Origin of the sequence: Streptomyces sp. N50 (genome assembly GCF_033335955.1) — a bacterium.
Classification (GTDB): domain Bacteria; phylum Actinomycetota; class Actinomycetes; order Streptomycetales; family Streptomycetaceae; genus Streptomyces.
Map to the genome: position 1 here is coordinate 390,330 of NZ_CP137549.1, position 13,556 is coordinate 403,885.

Consider the following 13,556-nt stretch of genomic DNA (forward strand, 5'->3'; position numbering starts at 1 on the left):
GGGAACTGCGCGCCCAGCCACGACGGCGCCGCACCAAACCAACGACGCACACCCCCTGCTCCCAGCGGAACACCTAGTCCAGATCAACCGGCCCGTCGTTCTTCTTCTCGTCCTTCTTCGCCTGCAACTGGAGCAGGTTCTTGACCTCGTCACCGGGACGCCGGCCGTCCGGGTCCGCCCCGCTCAGATTCCCCCGCACCGAGTCCAGAATCGTCAGCCCCTGCGAGACAAGGCCCGCGGCGATCTCGCCCAGCCCGTCCGCCCCGTTGAGGACGTTGACGTTGGCCCCCGCAAGACCCCCCGCCGCTTCCTTCACGATCTGCGGAAGCTGGTCGATCAGCATCCGGTCGAGCGCGACGCGGTCGTACGACGCCGCCGCCTCGGCCTGGATCTTCATCCGGTCCGCCTCGGCGATGGCGAGCAGCTTGATCCGCTGAGCCTCGGCCTCGGCCGGCTTGACGATCTCGGCGACGAGCTGCTGCTGGCGCAACTCGGCCTGGCGCTGGGCCAGTTCGGTCTGCGCGGCCAGCACCTCCTGCTGGGCGTGGGCCTGCGCGAGCGGTCCGGCCTGCGCGGCCTGCGCCTGTGCGCGGTCGACCTCGGCCGAGTACTCGGCCTTGACCACCGCGGTCTGCCGGGCGTACTCGGCCTGGTTACGGGCCGCGACCTGCTCCGCCTCGACGGAGGCCTGGGTGGCCTGGGCCTGGGCGATCTGGGCCTGCCGCTGGATGGCCGCCTTGTGCGGCGCGGACATGGCCTCGATGTAGCCGACCTCGCCGTCGTCGATCGACTGGATCTGCAGCGAGTCCACGATCAGACCGATCTTCGCCATCTCGACCTTTGACGTGTCCAGCACCTCCGCGGCGAGCTTCTGCCGCTCCGTGACGATCTCCTCGACCGTCATCGAGCCGATGATGGACCGCAGGTGACCTGCGAAGATACGGCCGGTCAGCACCGACATCTGGTCCTGGTCGGAGAGGAAACGCTGGCCCGCGTTGATGATGCTCTCCGTGTCGTTGCCGACCTTGAACGCGATCACGGCGCGGACGTGCAGCGCGATGCCCTGGCGGGTCACACAGGTCTCGGTGACCTCGGCCTCGCACATCGACAGCGTGAGAAAACGGGTCTTGCGGAAGACCGGCAGCACGAACTTTCCGTGCCCCGTCACCACTCGGAACGGCGCGCCCCCCAGTCCCCGCCTGCCACCCGAGATCAGCATCGCCTCATCGGGGGCGGGAACGCGGTAACCGAACATGTCTTGCTCCTCACTCTGCGCCGGCGGGATCGCCGTCCAGCGCGTCCAATGGATCCGCCCACTCGATGACGTGCACGGCACGTCGTCCACGGGACTCGATCACGAGCACCCTGGCCCCCGTGGGCAGGGGATCATCCGACCAGGCCAGGAATGTCTCCGAGCCGCCCCGGACCCGCACGAGGATCTCGCCGGGCCCCGCGCTTCCCCGGGTCCCGATGATCACCTCTCCCGTGCATCCGATCACGGGCTCGTCCTGCGGCATCACCGGCCGCCTCCATCCTCTGGCCTTAGGTTTCCGACGATAGACCCACTCGGGTCACGGACCCAACGGGCCCACCACACACCTTTTCCACGGCGTCTTCCAGGCGACCGCCGGGCGCCCGCGTCCGCTGTCAGGACAGTGCTGCCAGCGGGTCGTCGAGGACCGGCTGCCACGCCAACTCGGCTGCCCCGACCAGGCTGTTGTGGTCCAGGGTGCAGGCGAGGATCGGCACGCCCCCGCTCTGCCCCCACAGGCTCCGGTCGGCGACGACCGCGCGCAGCCGGTCCGGGTCGGCGTCGAGGAGCGTGCGGTGCAGTCCGCCGAGGATGATCCGGTCGGGGTTGAGGATGTTCACCAGGCCCGCGAGCCCCAGTCCGAGCCGGTCGATGAGCGCTTCGGCGGCCTTCCGGACGGACGGGTCGTCGTAGTGGTGACGGATCAGTTCGTTGGACTCCTGGAGCAGGGACACCTCGGGGCCGGGCTCACGGCCTGCGGCGGTGAGGAACGCGAGCGGGTCGGCCTCGACGTCGAGGCAGCCGCGGCTGCCGCAGTAGCAGGGGCGGCCCTCGGGGTTCACCGTGAGGTGTCCGACTTCGAGCGCCAGCCCCGAACTCCCCGTGTGCAGACGCCCGTCGAGCACCAGCGCGCCGCCGACACCCCGGTGCCCGGTCGCCACGCACAGCAGGTCGCGGGCGCCGCGGCCCGCGCCGTGCCGGTGTTCGGCGAGTGCGGCGAGGTTGACGTCGTTGCCCGCGAACGCGGGTCCGGTGAGGCCGGCCGCGCGCACGCACTCGGCGAAGATCCGCCGCACGGGCGCTCCCGCGGGCCAGGCCAGGTGGAGGGGGTTCAGCGCCAGCCCGTCCGGCTCGGCGACGGCGGACGGTACGGCGAGTCCGGCGCCGACGCAGCGTCGGCCGGTCTCGCGCAGCAGATCCGCGCCGGCCTCGACGACTGACCCCAGTACCTTCGCGGGGTCGGCGTCCACGGCCTCGCAGCCGGGGGCGGTCGCGACGATCTGGCCGCCGAGGCCGACCAGCGCGGCGCGGAAACCGTCGGCGTGCACCTGGGCCGCGAGCACGACAGGGCCGTCCTCGGCCAGCGCGAGGCGGTGCGAAGGTCGTCCCTGTGAACCGGCCGCCGCGCCGGGCCTGGCGTCGACCCTGATCAGGCCGAGGGCCTCCAACTCGGCTGCTACCGCGCCGGCCGTCGCGCGGGTCACCCCCAGTTCGGCGGTGAGTACGGCTCGGGTGGGGGCGCGGCCGGTGTGCACGAGTTCCAGCGCGGGGCCCAGCGCTCCGCGACCCCGGTCCAGTCGTGCCCTTGAGGTGGTTCCATCCCCCGCCGGCCGGGGGTCCGCCTTGCCGCCGCTCATGAGGGCGAGTCTCCCATGATCCGCGGAGAGAGCCGATGGGGGTCGAGTTCACAGTGACGGCCGGTGGGGGCTGGTCGCGCGGTTCCCCGCGCCCCTTCAGGGCGCGTCCCACTCCCCCCGTTCAGAAACCACTCACCCTCAGCGTCACGTTCAGTCTCCCCCTCAGCCCCAACTCCCTTGGCGCCGTGCCCTCGTAGACCCTCGGCACCCCGTGATACGCCAGCCGTGACGCCCCGCCGAACACGAACAGGTCGCCGCTCCTCAACTCCACGTCCGTGTACGGCTTGGTGCGGGTTTCGGGGTTGCCGAAGCGGAAGACGCAGGTGTCGCCGAGGCTGAGGGAGACCACGGGGGCGTCGGAACGTTCGTCGGCGTCGCGGTGCATGCCCATGCGGGCGTCGCCGTCGTAGAAGTTGATCAGGGCGATGTCGTACGACGCCGTCGGCGCCCCCAGTGCGTCGGTGACCGCCCGCTGGGCGAGTTCGTCGAGCCAGGTCGGGAAGGGTTTGACCGGGGTGCCGTCGCCGTCGGTCGCCGTGCGGGCGTAGGCGTACGGATACCAGTGCCAGCCGAGGCAGACCTGCCGGGCGGTCATCGTGCCGCCGCCGGGGGTGCGGACCGTGCGCAGGCCGGCGGGTGGGCGGGCCCACTCGCGGCAGGCCGTCAGGAGGTCGCGTTGGCGGTCCGGGGCGAGCCAGTCGGGGATGTGCACCGCGCCCGGCGCGATCTCCGTACGGGCCCTCGGAAACAGCTCGGCGTCCATGGCCCCATCCTGCCCCGACCGGCCATGAGCTGGCACTCGGTTAGCCTTGGCGCACGATGGACGACCATATCGACCGAATGACGACTCCGTGGGGCGACCGCGCCCTGGCCCGCTTCCCCGAGGACCCGCGCGACCGGCTGCGCGCCTGGGACGCCTCCGACGAATACCTTCTGCGGCAGCTCGCGGAACAGGACACACCCCTGTCCGGCACGGTCGTGATCGTGGGCGACCGCTGGGGCGCCCTGGCCACGGCACTCGCGGAGCACGGTCCGGTGCAGATCACGGACTCGTTCCTCACCCAGGAGGCGACCAGGGCGAACCTCGCGCGCAACGAGGTGGACGCGGATTCCGTACGGCTGCTCACCACCCAGGACCCGCCGCCCGAGCGCGTCGACGTGCTGCTGGTCCGGGTACCCAAGAGCCTCGCGCTGCTGGAGGACCAGTTGCTGCGGCTGGCGCCTGCCGTGCACGCGGACACCGTCGTCGTCGGCACGGGCATGGTGAAGGAGATCCACACCTCGACGCTCAAGCTGTTCGAGCGGATCCTCGGCCCGACCCGGACCTCGCTGGCCGAGAAGAAGGCCCGGCTGATCCACTGCACGCCCCGGTCGTCAGGGGCACGTGGCACCAATCCCTGGCCGCACAGTTACGCCCTGCCCGACGGCATCGGTGTCGTCTCGGGGCGGACCGTGGTCAACCACGCGGGTGTGTTCTGCGCGGAACGCCTCGACATCGGGACTCGTTTCCTCCTCCAGCATCTGCCCTCAAGTCGCGGTCTCGGCAAGGTCGTCGACCTCGGGTGCGGCAACGGCGTCGTCGGTACGGCGGTGTCGCTGGCCGATCCGGAGGCCGAAGTCCTGTTCGTGGACGAGTCGTTCCAGGCCGTGGCCTCGGCGGAGGCGACGTACAAGGCCAACGGCGCACCCGGGCATGCCGAGTTCAGGGTCGGGGACGGGCTGGTCGGGGTCCCGGCCGACAGCGTGGACCTCGTGCTGAACAATCCCCCGTTCCACTCCCACCAGGCGACCACCGACGCGACCGCCTGGCGGATGTTCTCCGGGGCGCGGCGCGCACTGCGGCCGGGCGGCGAGCTGTGGGTGATCGGCAACCGTCATCTCGCCTACCACGTGAAGCTGAAGCGGCTCTTCGGCAACAGCCAACTGGTCGCCAGCGACGCGAAGTTCGTGGTGCTGAAGGCCGTCAAGCGCTAGCCCGACCGGCCGCCTCCCGCGAGTACGCCGATGATCCGGGCCACCGCCCCGGCCATCGCCTCCCGGCCCACGCTCAGGTACTTGCGGGAGTCGACGGCCTCGGGGTGTTCGGCGAGGAAGGCGCGGATCGCGCCGGTCATCGCTTGGTTGAGGGCCGTGCCCACGTTGACCTTGGTGATGCCGCCGGCGACGGCCGCGGTGAGTTCGCCGTCGGGGACTCCTGAGGAGCCGTGCAGGACGAGGGGGACGTCCAGGGTGGCGGTGAGCCGCTTGAGGAGGTCGTGGTCGAGGGTGGCGGTGCGAGTGGTCATGGCGTGCGAGCTGCCGATGGCCACGGCGAGCGCGTCCACGCCGGAGTCGGCGACGAAGGCGCGGGCCTGGGCGGGGTCGGTGCGGGCGCCGGGGGCGTGGGCGTCGAGGGGCGGCTCGCCGTGCTTGCCGCCGACCTCTCCCAACTCGGCCTCGATCCACAGCCCTTGGGCGTGTGCCCAGTCGGCGGCGGCGCGGGTCGCGGCGAGGTTCTCGGCGTAGGGCAGGCGGGCCGCGTCGTACATGACGGAGCTGAAACCGGCGGCCTGTGCCTGTCGTAGCAGGTCGTCGCTCTGGACGTGGTCGAGGTGCAACGCCACTGGTACGGCGGCCCGTTCGGCGGCGGCGACGGCCGCGCGGGCGAGCGGGAGGAGGCGGCCGTAGCGGAACTTGACGGCGTTCTCGCTGACTTGGAGGACGACGGGGGCGTCGGTGGACTCGGCGCCGGCGATGACGGCCTCGACGTGTTCCAGGGTGATGATGTTGAAGGCGGCGACCGCGGAGCGGGCCTCGGCGGCGCGGGTGACGAGCTCGCCGGTGGTGACGAGGGGCACGGGCTTTCCTTTCCTGGCCTGGAGTCGCGGGCTTCAGGGGGCGAGGATCACCGAGCGGGTGAGGTGGCGCGGGCGGTCCGGGTCCAGGTCGCGGTACGCGGCGACGGCGACCGCGAGGCGCTGGGCGCGGACGAGTTCGGCGAGCGGGTCCAGGCCGCCCTCGATCCACAACCCGCCGGTGGCGTCCACCTGTTGGGCGAGTCCCTCGGGCGCCTCGCCGAGCATCCAGGTGGCGGTGCCGTGGGTGGTGATGCTGATCGGGCCGTGCCGGTACTCCATCGCCGGGTAGGCCTCGGTCCAGGACAGCGAGGCCTCGCGCATCTTCAGCCCGGCCTCGTTGGCGAGCCCGACGGTCCAGCCGCGGCCGAGGAAGGTGAACTGGGTGCAGGCGACGAGCTGTTGGGGCAGTTCGGCGGTGAGCGCGGTGCGGGCGTCGGCGACCGCGGCGTCGGTGTGCAGGCCCAGGTGGGCGCGGAGCAGGGTGACCGCGGTGGTCGCGAACCGGGTCTGGACGACGGACCGTTCGTCGGCGAAGTCGAGCACGACGATGTCGTCGGCGGCCGTCATGACGGGGGTGTGCGGGTCGGCGGTGATCGCGGTGGTGCGGGTGCGCCCTCTCAACTCCCGCAGGAGTTCCAGCACTTCGGTGGTGGTGCCGGAGCGGGTGAGGGCGAGGACCCGGTCGTACGTCCGCCCGTGCGGGAACTCCGAGGCGGCGAAGGCGTCGGTCTCGCCCTGGCCCGCCCCCTCGCGCAGGGCGGCGATCGCCTGGGCCATGAAGTACGAGGTGCCGCAGCCGACGATCGCGACCCGCTCCCCCGGCGCCGGCAGCACGTCCCGGTACCGGGGCGCCTCCGCCGCGGCGCGTATCCAGCACTCGGGCTGGCTGTTCAGCTCGTCCTCGACATAGGTCATGCCGTACCCCTCCCCGTTTCTGCTTGTTCCTGCAAGATATAGCGAGCTTTCGAGCACAATCAAGCAATTGAGTGAGGATCGTGTGCGCTAGGGTCGCCGGAGAATCGGGGAACGGCGAGAAACGGAGAGTGAGTGCGGATGTCGCGCGACGCCCGCTGGAAGGCGCTGCTGGACCTGCTGGTCGAGCGCGGCCGGCTGGATGTCGAGGAGGCCGCGGCCGACCTCGCGGTGTCGGCCGCGACGATCCGCCGTGACTTCGACCAGCTCGCCGAGCAGCAGATGCTGGTGCGCACCCGGGGCGGCGCCGTCGTGCACGGGGTGTCGTACGAACTGCCGTTGCGCTACAAGACCGCCCGGCACGCCTCCGAGAAGCAGCGCATCGCCGCTGCGGTCGCCGAACTCGTCGCGCCCGGCGAGGCGGTGGGCCTGACCGGCGGTACGACGACCACGGAGGTGGCCCGCGCCCTGGCCGTGCGCGGCGACCTCACCTCCGGAACACCGGCGTTGACCATCGTGACCAATGCGCTCAACATCGCCAACGAGCTCGTCGTACGGCCCCAGTTCAAGATCATGCTGACCGGCGGGGTCGCGCGACCGCAGTCGTACGAACTCGTCGGGCCGCTCGCGGACGGGGTGCTCTCGCAGATCACCGTCGATGTGGCGGTGCTGGGTGTGGTGGCCTTCGACGTGACGCATGGCGCGGCGGCCCACGACGAGGCGGAGGCCGCGATCAACCGGCTGCTGTGCGAGCGCGCCGAGCGCGTGGTCGTCGCGGCGGACTCCAGCAAGCTCGGGCAGCGGGCGTTCGCCCGGATCTGCTCGGCCCAGGCGGTGAACACGCTGGTGACGGACGCGGGGGTGGGGGCGGACATGGTGCGGCGGTTCGAGGAGGCGGGGGTGCGGGTTGTCGCCGTGTGACGCCCCACGCCGGACACCTCGTCAGGGCTTGGTCACGACCTCGAAGCGCAGGTGGGTGATGTCCGGCGACTCGCGCGTCCAGAGCCGGCGGAGCTCGACGGGACCGCCGAGGTGGTCGAAGAGCCGCTTGCCCGCGCCCAGGAGCACCGGGACGAGCATGATGTGGATCTCGTCCAACAGACCGGCGTTCAGGGCATGTTGGGCAACGCTCGCACCATGCACCCCGACGTCCCGGCCGGCGGCGGTCTCCTTGGCGCGGGCCACCGCGGACTCGATGCCGTCGGTGACGAAGGTGAACACGTCGGGGGCGACGACGTCCGCCGGATCGGGGGCGCGGTGGGTGAGCACGACACAGGGGACCTTCCCCACGGGCCCTCCGTCGCCCCAGCCGCCCTCGCCTTCGCAGATGTCGTAGGAGTGGCGGCCCATGAGGACGGCACCGACGCCGTCGGCCATCTCGGCGAGGACCTTGGCGTCGGTGTCGTCCATTTCCTGGACCCATCGGTGCAGGCGTTCGCCGCCGACGCCGAGGGGGTTGGCGCGGGTGTCGTCCGGGCCGGTGATGAAGCCGTCGAGGGACATGGACATTCCGGAGATCACTTTTTCGCTCATGCCAGGTAGACCTCCCGCGCCGCCCGAACTCATCGGTCGGCGCGGCCCACAGTCCTTTCCGGACGGCGAGGTGCGGGGCGCGGGGGCAACGTCCCGCACCTCCAAGCCAGTTGACGGCTCGTCAGCCGAAGACCTTCACGGCCTGGTAGTACGTCCACGCCGTGCTGTCGCAGGTGGTCGCGACGGCGCTGCTGTAGCCCGCGCAGACGCGCTTGAGGTCGTCGTAGAAGGCGCTGTCGAGCCGCGACTTGTTGGCGCTGAAGGCGCCGGCGGCCTTGTAGTTGCGGTAGCCGAAGTCGTGGCGGGCGCAGGAGGTGGCGAAGGGGAAGCCGAAGGGGTTGTCGGGCGAGTCGGAGCAGTAGTCGGTGGACCAGTCGAACCCGTAGGCGGACCAGGCGACTTGGTTGGCGCGGGCCGCGGCCCAGAGGCTGTAGCTCGACGCGCTGGTCTGGGTCCAGTTGGAGAGGACCTGGGGCTTGTCGGCGGGGGCGGCGGTGGCGGCTGTCGCGGTGGCGACGACGGCTGCCAGGGCCAGAGTCGAGGCGGCGAGACCGGTGGCGAGTCTGCGGTGCATCCAACACCTCCATGAGACCGCGATCCGCCCGTCGGATCGCAGGTTCATGACAAGATGATTTACACGGTGACCCCCTCTTCACACCGTGTGTGCCCCAATGACCCGTTAACTCTCGGACATGCCAGGCGATCAGGACATGAACCCGGCGGGACGGACCGGCAGAGGGGATGCGTAACACCCCTGCTGCCGACCGGAGTTCATGCCCTCAGGAAGGGGTTCAGGACGGGGTCAGGGGCAGGTCGTCCGTGAAGGCATTGACCGGCTGGGCGATGTTCCGGGTGGCGTGGACGTCGAGGGCCGCCGCCGCGGTCCGCGTGCCGAGCGCGCCCTGTGTGTGCCAGGTCCCGGTGACGGCCAGCCAGGTGTTGGCGGGCGGGGCCGGAGTGCCGTACATGTGCACCTTGACCGTCTGGGCGTCCGCCGCGCAGCAGGTGAAGATGATCCGGGTCAGGTCCCAGCCGCCGCCCCGGACCGGCGTCGCGAACCCGGTCATCTCGACGCTGCGGCCCTTGATCGCCAGTTCCTTGTCCTGCTGGACCCGGGTGGTGAAGTCCGTGAGGGTCATCGGCAGGGGTGAGGTCGCGGGCAGCGCGGCGAACCCCTTCTGCTTCTTGACGGTCTCGCTGCCCGCGTGGGAGGCGGTGTAGGCACCGAGGGCGGGCGGGGCGTAGAAGAGGAGGCTGAGCGCGGGGAGGAAGAGCAGCCAGGCGATGCGGGGGGCGGTGGAGTGGTCGTGGCCATGACCGTGCTCGTGCTCGTGCTCGTGGTCGTGGTCGTGCTCCTCCGCGTCGCCGGATCCGCGGTCGAACATCGCGTGCGCCAGGCCGAGGAGCAGGAGCAGGGCGCCGGAGATGATCAGGAGCGGGCGCAGGCCCTCCTTGACGTAGCGCAGGTAGAGGTCGGTGAAGAGGGCGGTGTGCAGGAGGCCCAGGCCGGTCAGGACCAGGAGCAGTACTTGCGCGGTGCGCTTCACAGCAGGGCGCCTCCGATCAGGACGCTGGCGGCTACGGCCACGACGGTGGTCGCGGTGGAGAAGCGCACCGCGAACGCCCGGCCGAAGGTGCCGGCCTGCAGGGCGATCAGCTTCAGGTCGACCATCGGGCCCACGACCATGAAGGCCAGCCGCGCGGTGGGCGAGAAGCCGGTGAGCGAGGCGGCGACGAACGCGTCGGCCTCGGAGCAGACCGCGAGGACGACGGCGAGACCGGCCAGGAACAGCACGGACAGCCAGGGCGAGCCCGAGAAGGTGTCGAGGACCGAGCGCGGGACGGTCACGTTGAAGGTGGCCGCGGCCATCGCGCCCAGCACGAGGAAGCCGCCGGCGTGCAGGAAGTCGTGCTGGAAGCCGAGCCGGAACTCCGTGAAGCGGCTGCGGCCTGACTGATGTCCGGTGTGCCGTACGACCGGACGCAGCCACTCCTCACGACCGAGCCAGAGCCACAGCCACCCCATGACGGCGGCGGTGGCGAGCGAGGCGAGGAGCCGGGCCAGCACCATGGCGGGGCTGCCCGGGAAGGCGACGGCGGTGGCGGTCAGCACGATCGGGTTGATCGCGGGCGCCGAGAGCAGGAACGCGAAGGCGGCGGGCGGGGTGACGCCGCGTCGGATCAGGCTGTTGGCGACCGGCACGGACGCGCACTCGCAGCCCGGCAGGACCGCGCCCGCGATGCCCGCGACCGGGACGGCGAGCGCGGCCCGCTTGGGCAGCACCTTGGTGAACAGGTCCGCCGGGACAAAGGCGTTGATGGCCCCGGACAGGGCGGTGCCCAGAAGGAGGAAGGGCAGCGCCTGCACGGTGATGGCCAGGCAGACGGTCCGCCAGGCCGCCACGGCGGGGTCGTTCAGCCATGGCGTGCCCGACAACAGGAGGACGGCCGCCGCGAGGCCGAGCGCGATGACGGCCGCAGTCGCGGGCGGGGGTCTGCGAAAGGCTCGGCGCCGGCGCTCGGGTGGGTGGGTGGCAGCCGGGATCGCCACCTCCGTCACATCAAGCAGCTCATCCGTTTTTGGCATATTTGCTCCGAATGTCTGATGTTGTGACAGAAGATAGTACGGTTCTCGTGTGATCAGCCGACTGTCCGTCAGCATCGTCCGCGCGTGTCTGCGGGCGGGCGCCGGTGGGAGTCCCACGGCGGTGCTGGACGAGGTGCCGTTGAGCGACGAGGAGCGGTGTCGGGTGCCGGTGCTGGCGGGGACCTCGCACGCCGTGTTCGTGTCGGTGCGCGCGTCCGAGGTCTCGCTCCGTTTCTTCACCGCCGGGGGCGAACTGCCCGCCTGCGGTCACGGCACGGTCGCCGCACTGGCCTTCCTCGCGGCACGTGCCCCAGGCTCGGAATACCGGGGCACCCTGAGTGCTGCGGGGCGTTCGTTCGCCGGTCGGGCGGTTCGGGAGGGGGCGCGGTTCCGGGCCGTCTTCGAGCCGGGTCCCGTCGAGTCGCGCGAGCCGACCCCGGACGAGTGCGCACAGGTCCTGCCCGCGTTGGGCGTCACCTCGGACACGCTCGCTCCGGGTGCCCGCGTGGCCTCGGTCGGGCGCGAACGGCTGCTCGTCCCGGTCGCCTCACGCTCCCAACTCGCCGCAATCACACCGGACTTCGAGGCGTTGCGCGCGGCCTGCGACCGGTTCGGACTCCTCGGCTGCTACGTCTACTCGGTGCCGACGCGCTCCGGCCGGCTCGCGGCACGCATGTTCGCGCCCTCGATCGGCGTCCCGGAGGACATCGACAACGCCAACAGCACCGCATGCCTCGCCGCCGACCTGGCCGGTCGGGGCATCACCGAGATCGCCGTCGACATGGGCGACGCGCTCGGCAGCCCGGCGACAATCACCGCGAGCGCGCGACCTGTGCTGCGGCTGGGCGGTGTCGCGGAAGTCGCCGGTGCCGTACGGGAGTTGACCGTCTAACGAGCCCGGACCCGTTCCAGCACGTCCCGGATCAGGTCGGCGCTGATCGTGAAGTGGCCCCGGGCGATCTCCTCGGCGCGCTCTGGCTCGCCCGCGGCGATGGCCTCGTACAGGGCCTTGTGGTCCTCGCCGCCCTGGTGGAAGTGGGTCTGTTCGCCCTTGCCCCAGGGTTCGACCGGGAAGCCGAGGCTGATGCGGGCCAGCAGGTCCTGGCTGAGGTTGACGATCTGCGGGTTGCCGGTGGCGGCGCGGACGGCCTGATGGAAGGCGCTGTCCGCGGTGTGCGCGTCGCGCTGGGTGCCGGCGGAGAGGTAGGCGGACAGGGCGTCCCGCATGGGTTCGAGGTCCTTGCTGCTCCGGCGCCGGGCCGCCGTCGCGGCGACCATTCCCTCGACCAGGCCCCGCAGGTCGAAGAGCTGCTCGAACTCCTCCCAGCGGGGCAGCAGGGTGTGCCGGACGGCGGCGGCCGTCGACTCGGTCCAGCTGTCGCGGACGTAGGTCCCGCCGTTGCGCCCGCGGCGGATCTCGACCACGCCGACGGCCTGGAGGCGGGCGACCGCCTCGCGGACGGTGGGGCGGCTGACCCGCAGCAGGCCGGTGAGCTCGCGCTCGGCCGGCAGCCGTTCGCCGGGCAGGAAGTCGCCGACGGCGATCGCGGTGAGCAGCCGGTCGGACACCTCGTCGACCGCCGAGGCCACCCGCACCGGGCGCAGCGCGGAGGTCGGGGAGCCGCCGAGGAGGACGCGGTCGAGGACGCGGGAGAACTCGTCCCCCGCTTCGGATGCCTCAGGTACGGATGTCAGCTGTCCTCCCCCTTCGGTGCCACTTCTGTAAACGCGGGCGGGCCACGTGAACTCGCCGTTACGTCTTGCCCAGCCCCCGCTAAAAGGTCTTGTGCGCTGACCTTTTACCCAATCACCATCACAGCCATCCGTCACTTCCTTTTCCGATTCCGCCAGAGGCCGGCTCGCGTCCGGCCCGTCTGGGAGGCCCTCGCGTGGCGATTCCCGCACCGAACCACACCGGCACCGTCGACTTCAACGGCCATTCGACCTGGTACCGGATCACGGGCGAACCCGGCAGGACACCGCTGGTCGTCCTGCACGGCGGACCCGGCGCCGGTCACAACTACACGCTCAGCATCGCGGGCATCGCCGAACAGGGCCGCCAAGTGGTGCACTACGACCAGCTCGGCACCGGGCTGTCCACCCATCTGCCCGACGAGGGCGCCAACTTCTGGACCGTCCAACTCTTCCTCGACGAACTGGACACTCTGCTCAAGGGGTTGGGCATCGCCGATGCCTATCACCTCCTCGGCCAGTCCTGGGGCGGCATGCTCGCCGCCGAGCACGCGGTACGCCGCCCGGCCGGGCTGCGCGGTCTGGTCATCGCCAACTCCCCCGCGTCCATGGAGCTTTGGCTCGCGGCGGCGGCCGAACTGCGCGCCCAGCTCCCGCCCGAGGTCCAGCGCACCCTGCTCGCCCACGAGGCGGCCGGGACCACCGACCACCCCGACTACCTGGCCGCAGAGCAGGTCTTCAACGAGCGCCATGTGTGCCGGCTGAACCCCAACCCGCCCGAGGTGCAGGCCACTTGGGAGAACATCGCGGCTGACCCGACCGTCTACCACACGATGAACGGGCCGAACGAGTTCCATGTCGTCGGCACCATGAAGGACTGGTCCGTGATCGACCGGCTGCACCTCATCGAGACACCGACCCTGCTGGTGTCCGGCCGGTACGACGAGGCGACTCCCGAGACCCTGCGCCCGTTCGCCGACCACATCCCCGACGTGCGCTGGCACATGTTCGAGCGCTCCAGCCATATGCCCCACGTCGAGGAGGAAGAGCTCTACCTCCGGGTCGTGGGCACCTTCCTCGACTCCACCGACTGAGCCCCCTTCGGC

Annotated in this window: 15 protein-coding genes; 4 read left to right on the plus strand and 11 right to left on the minus strand. The window is 71.2% G+C overall.

What is annotated here, in order from left to right; translation table 11 throughout:
- Positions 1-73: 73 nt before the first annotated feature.
- From R2B38_RS01775 to R2B38_RS01790, 4 genes are all read right to left on the minus strand, one after another.
- Positions 74-1,255 carry a flotillin family protein gene (locus R2B38_RS01775; protein ID WP_019058116.1) on the minus strand — a complete coding sequence of 394 codons (1,182 nt, stop codon included), beginning with the start codon at positions 1,253-1,255 and terminating at the stop codon, positions 74-76.
- 10 nt (positions 1,256-1,265) lie between these two features.
- A complete protein-coding gene (locus R2B38_RS01780; RefSeq protein WP_318014602.1) occupies positions 1,266-1,517 on the minus strand; it encodes a hypothetical protein in 252 nt (83 codons plus the stop codon).
- A 130-nt stretch (positions 1,518-1,647) separates the two neighbouring features.
- A complete protein-coding gene (locus tag R2B38_RS01785) occupies positions 1,648-2,889 on the minus strand; it encodes an ROK family protein (protein WP_318014603.1) in 1,242 nt (413 codons plus the stop codon).
- 121 nt (positions 2,890-3,010) lie between these two features.
- Entirely contained in the window at positions 3,011-3,652 is a 642-nt protein-coding gene (locus R2B38_RS01790; RefSeq protein ID WP_318014604.1) for an alpha-ketoglutarate-dependent dioxygenase AlkB, read from the minus strand.
- 77 nt (positions 3,653-3,729) lie between these two features.
- Between R2B38_RS01790 and R2B38_RS01795 the strand changes: the two genes are divergently transcribed.
- Positions 3,730-4,863: a methyltransferase gene (locus R2B38_RS01795; RefSeq protein ID WP_318021569.1), complete on the plus strand. Its 1,134-nt coding sequence runs from the start codon at positions 3,730-3,732 to the stop codon at positions 4,861-4,863.
- Here R2B38_RS01795 and R2B38_RS01800 read toward each other — a convergent pair.
- Together R2B38_RS01800 and R2B38_RS01805 are read right to left on the minus strand one after the other, a co-directional pair.
- Entirely contained in the window at positions 4,860-5,726 is an 867-nt protein-coding gene (locus R2B38_RS01800) for a ketose-bisphosphate aldolase (protein WP_318014605.1), read from the minus strand. The genes R2B38_RS01795 and R2B38_RS01800 overlap by 4 nt on opposite strands.
- 33 nt (positions 5,727-5,759) lie before the next feature.
- Entirely contained in the window at positions 5,760-6,641 is an 882-nt protein-coding gene (locus R2B38_RS01805) for an SIS domain-containing protein (RefSeq protein ID WP_318014606.1), read from the minus strand.
- Positions 6,642-6,779: 138 nt separating this feature from the next.
- Between R2B38_RS01805 and R2B38_RS01810 the strand changes: the two genes are divergently transcribed.
- Positions 6,780-7,559, plus strand: a complete 780-nt coding sequence (locus R2B38_RS01810; RefSeq protein WP_318014607.1) for a DeoR/GlpR family DNA-binding transcription regulator — start codon at positions 6,780-6,782, stop codon at positions 7,557-7,559.
- Between the two features lie 21 nt (positions 7,560-7,580).
- Here R2B38_RS01810 and R2B38_RS01815 read toward each other — a convergent pair whose 3' ends face one another.
- The 4 genes from R2B38_RS01815 to R2B38_RS01830 form a co-directional block, all read right to left on the minus strand.
- Positions 7,581-8,171 carry a dihydrofolate reductase family protein gene (locus tag R2B38_RS01815; protein WP_318014608.1) on the minus strand — a complete coding sequence of 197 codons (591 nt, stop codon included), beginning with the start codon at positions 8,169-8,171 and terminating at the stop codon, positions 7,581-7,583.
- A 121-nt stretch (positions 8,172-8,292) separates the two neighbouring features.
- Positions 8,293-8,745, minus strand: coding sequence for a phospholipase (locus R2B38_RS01820; protein WP_318014609.1), 453 nt, complete (start codon positions 8,743-8,745; stop codon positions 8,293-8,295).
- Between the two features lie 217 nt (positions 8,746-8,962).
- Positions 8,963-9,718 carry a TIGR03943 family putative permease subunit gene (locus tag R2B38_RS01825; RefSeq protein ID WP_318014610.1) on the minus strand — a complete coding sequence of 252 codons (756 nt, stop codon included), beginning with the start codon at positions 9,716-9,718 and terminating at the stop codon, positions 8,963-8,965.
- Positions 9,715-10,758, minus strand: coding sequence for a permease (locus tag R2B38_RS01830; RefSeq protein ID WP_318014611.1), 1,044 nt, complete (start codon positions 10,756-10,758; stop codon positions 9,715-9,717). Before R2B38_RS01830 ends, R2B38_RS01825 begins: the two co-directional genes overlap by 4 nt.
- Before the next feature lie 49 nt (positions 10,759-10,807).
- On the opposite strand from R2B38_RS01830, the gene R2B38_RS01835 reads away from it, so the two are divergent.
- Complete coding sequence (locus R2B38_RS01835; protein WP_318014612.1) at positions 10,808-11,650, plus strand: PhzF family phenazine biosynthesis isomerase; 843 nt, start codon at positions 10,808-10,810, stop codon at positions 11,648-11,650.
- Here the strand turns inward: R2B38_RS01835 and R2B38_RS01840 are convergent.
- Entirely contained in the window at positions 11,647-12,354 is a 708-nt protein-coding gene (locus R2B38_RS01840; RefSeq protein ID WP_318014613.1) for a FadR/GntR family transcriptional regulator, read from the minus strand. The genes R2B38_RS01835 and R2B38_RS01840 overlap by 4 nt on opposite strands.
- A 293-nt stretch (positions 12,355-12,647) precedes the next feature.
- On the opposite strand from R2B38_RS01840, the gene R2B38_RS01845 reads away from it, so the two are divergent.
- A complete protein-coding gene (locus R2B38_RS01845; protein ID WP_318014614.1) occupies positions 12,648-13,544 on the plus strand; it encodes a proline iminopeptidase-family hydrolase in 897 nt (298 codons plus the stop codon).
- Positions 13,545-13,556: the final 12 nt, after the last annotated feature.

Bases quoted from the DNA above. Each gene is read 5' to 3' on its own strand.
- R2B38_RS01775 (WP_019058116.1), bottom strand. From the start codon at position 1,255: ATGTTCGGTTACCGCGTTCCCGCCCCCGATGAGGCGATGCTGATCTCG.
- R2B38_RS01780 (WP_318014602.1), bottom strand. From the start codon at position 1,517: ATGCCGCAGGACGAGCCCGTGATCGGATGCACGGGAGAGGTGATCATC.
- R2B38_RS01785 (WP_318014603.1), bottom strand. From the start codon at position 2,889: ATGAGCGGCGGCAAGGCGGACCCCCGGCCGGCGGGGGATGGAACCACC.
- R2B38_RS01790 (WP_318014604.1), bottom strand. From the start codon at position 3,652: ATGGACGCCGAGCTGTTTCCGAGGGCCCGTACGGAGATCGCGCCGGGC.
- R2B38_RS01795 (WP_318021569.1), top strand. From the start codon at position 3,730: ATGACGACTCCGTGGGGCGACCGCGCCCTGGCCCGCTTCCCCGAGGAC.
- R2B38_RS01805 (WP_318014606.1), bottom strand. From the start codon at position 6,641: ATGACCTATGTCGAGGACGAGCTGAACAGCCAGCCCGAGTGCTGGATA.
- R2B38_RS01810 (WP_318014607.1), top strand. From the start codon at position 6,780: ATGTCGCGCGACGCCCGCTGGAAGGCGCTGCTGGACCTGCTGGTCGAG.
- R2B38_RS01815 (WP_318014608.1), bottom strand. From the start codon at position 8,171: ATGAGCGAAAAAGTGATCTCCGGAATGTCCATGTCCCTCGACGGCTTC.
- R2B38_RS01820 (WP_318014609.1), bottom strand. From the start codon at position 8,745: ATGCACCGCAGACTCGCCACCGGTCTCGCCGCCTCGACTCTGGCCCTG.
- R2B38_RS01830 (WP_318014611.1), bottom strand. From the start codon at position 10,758: ATGCCAAAAACGGATGAGCTGCTTGATGTGACGGAGGTGGCGATCCCG.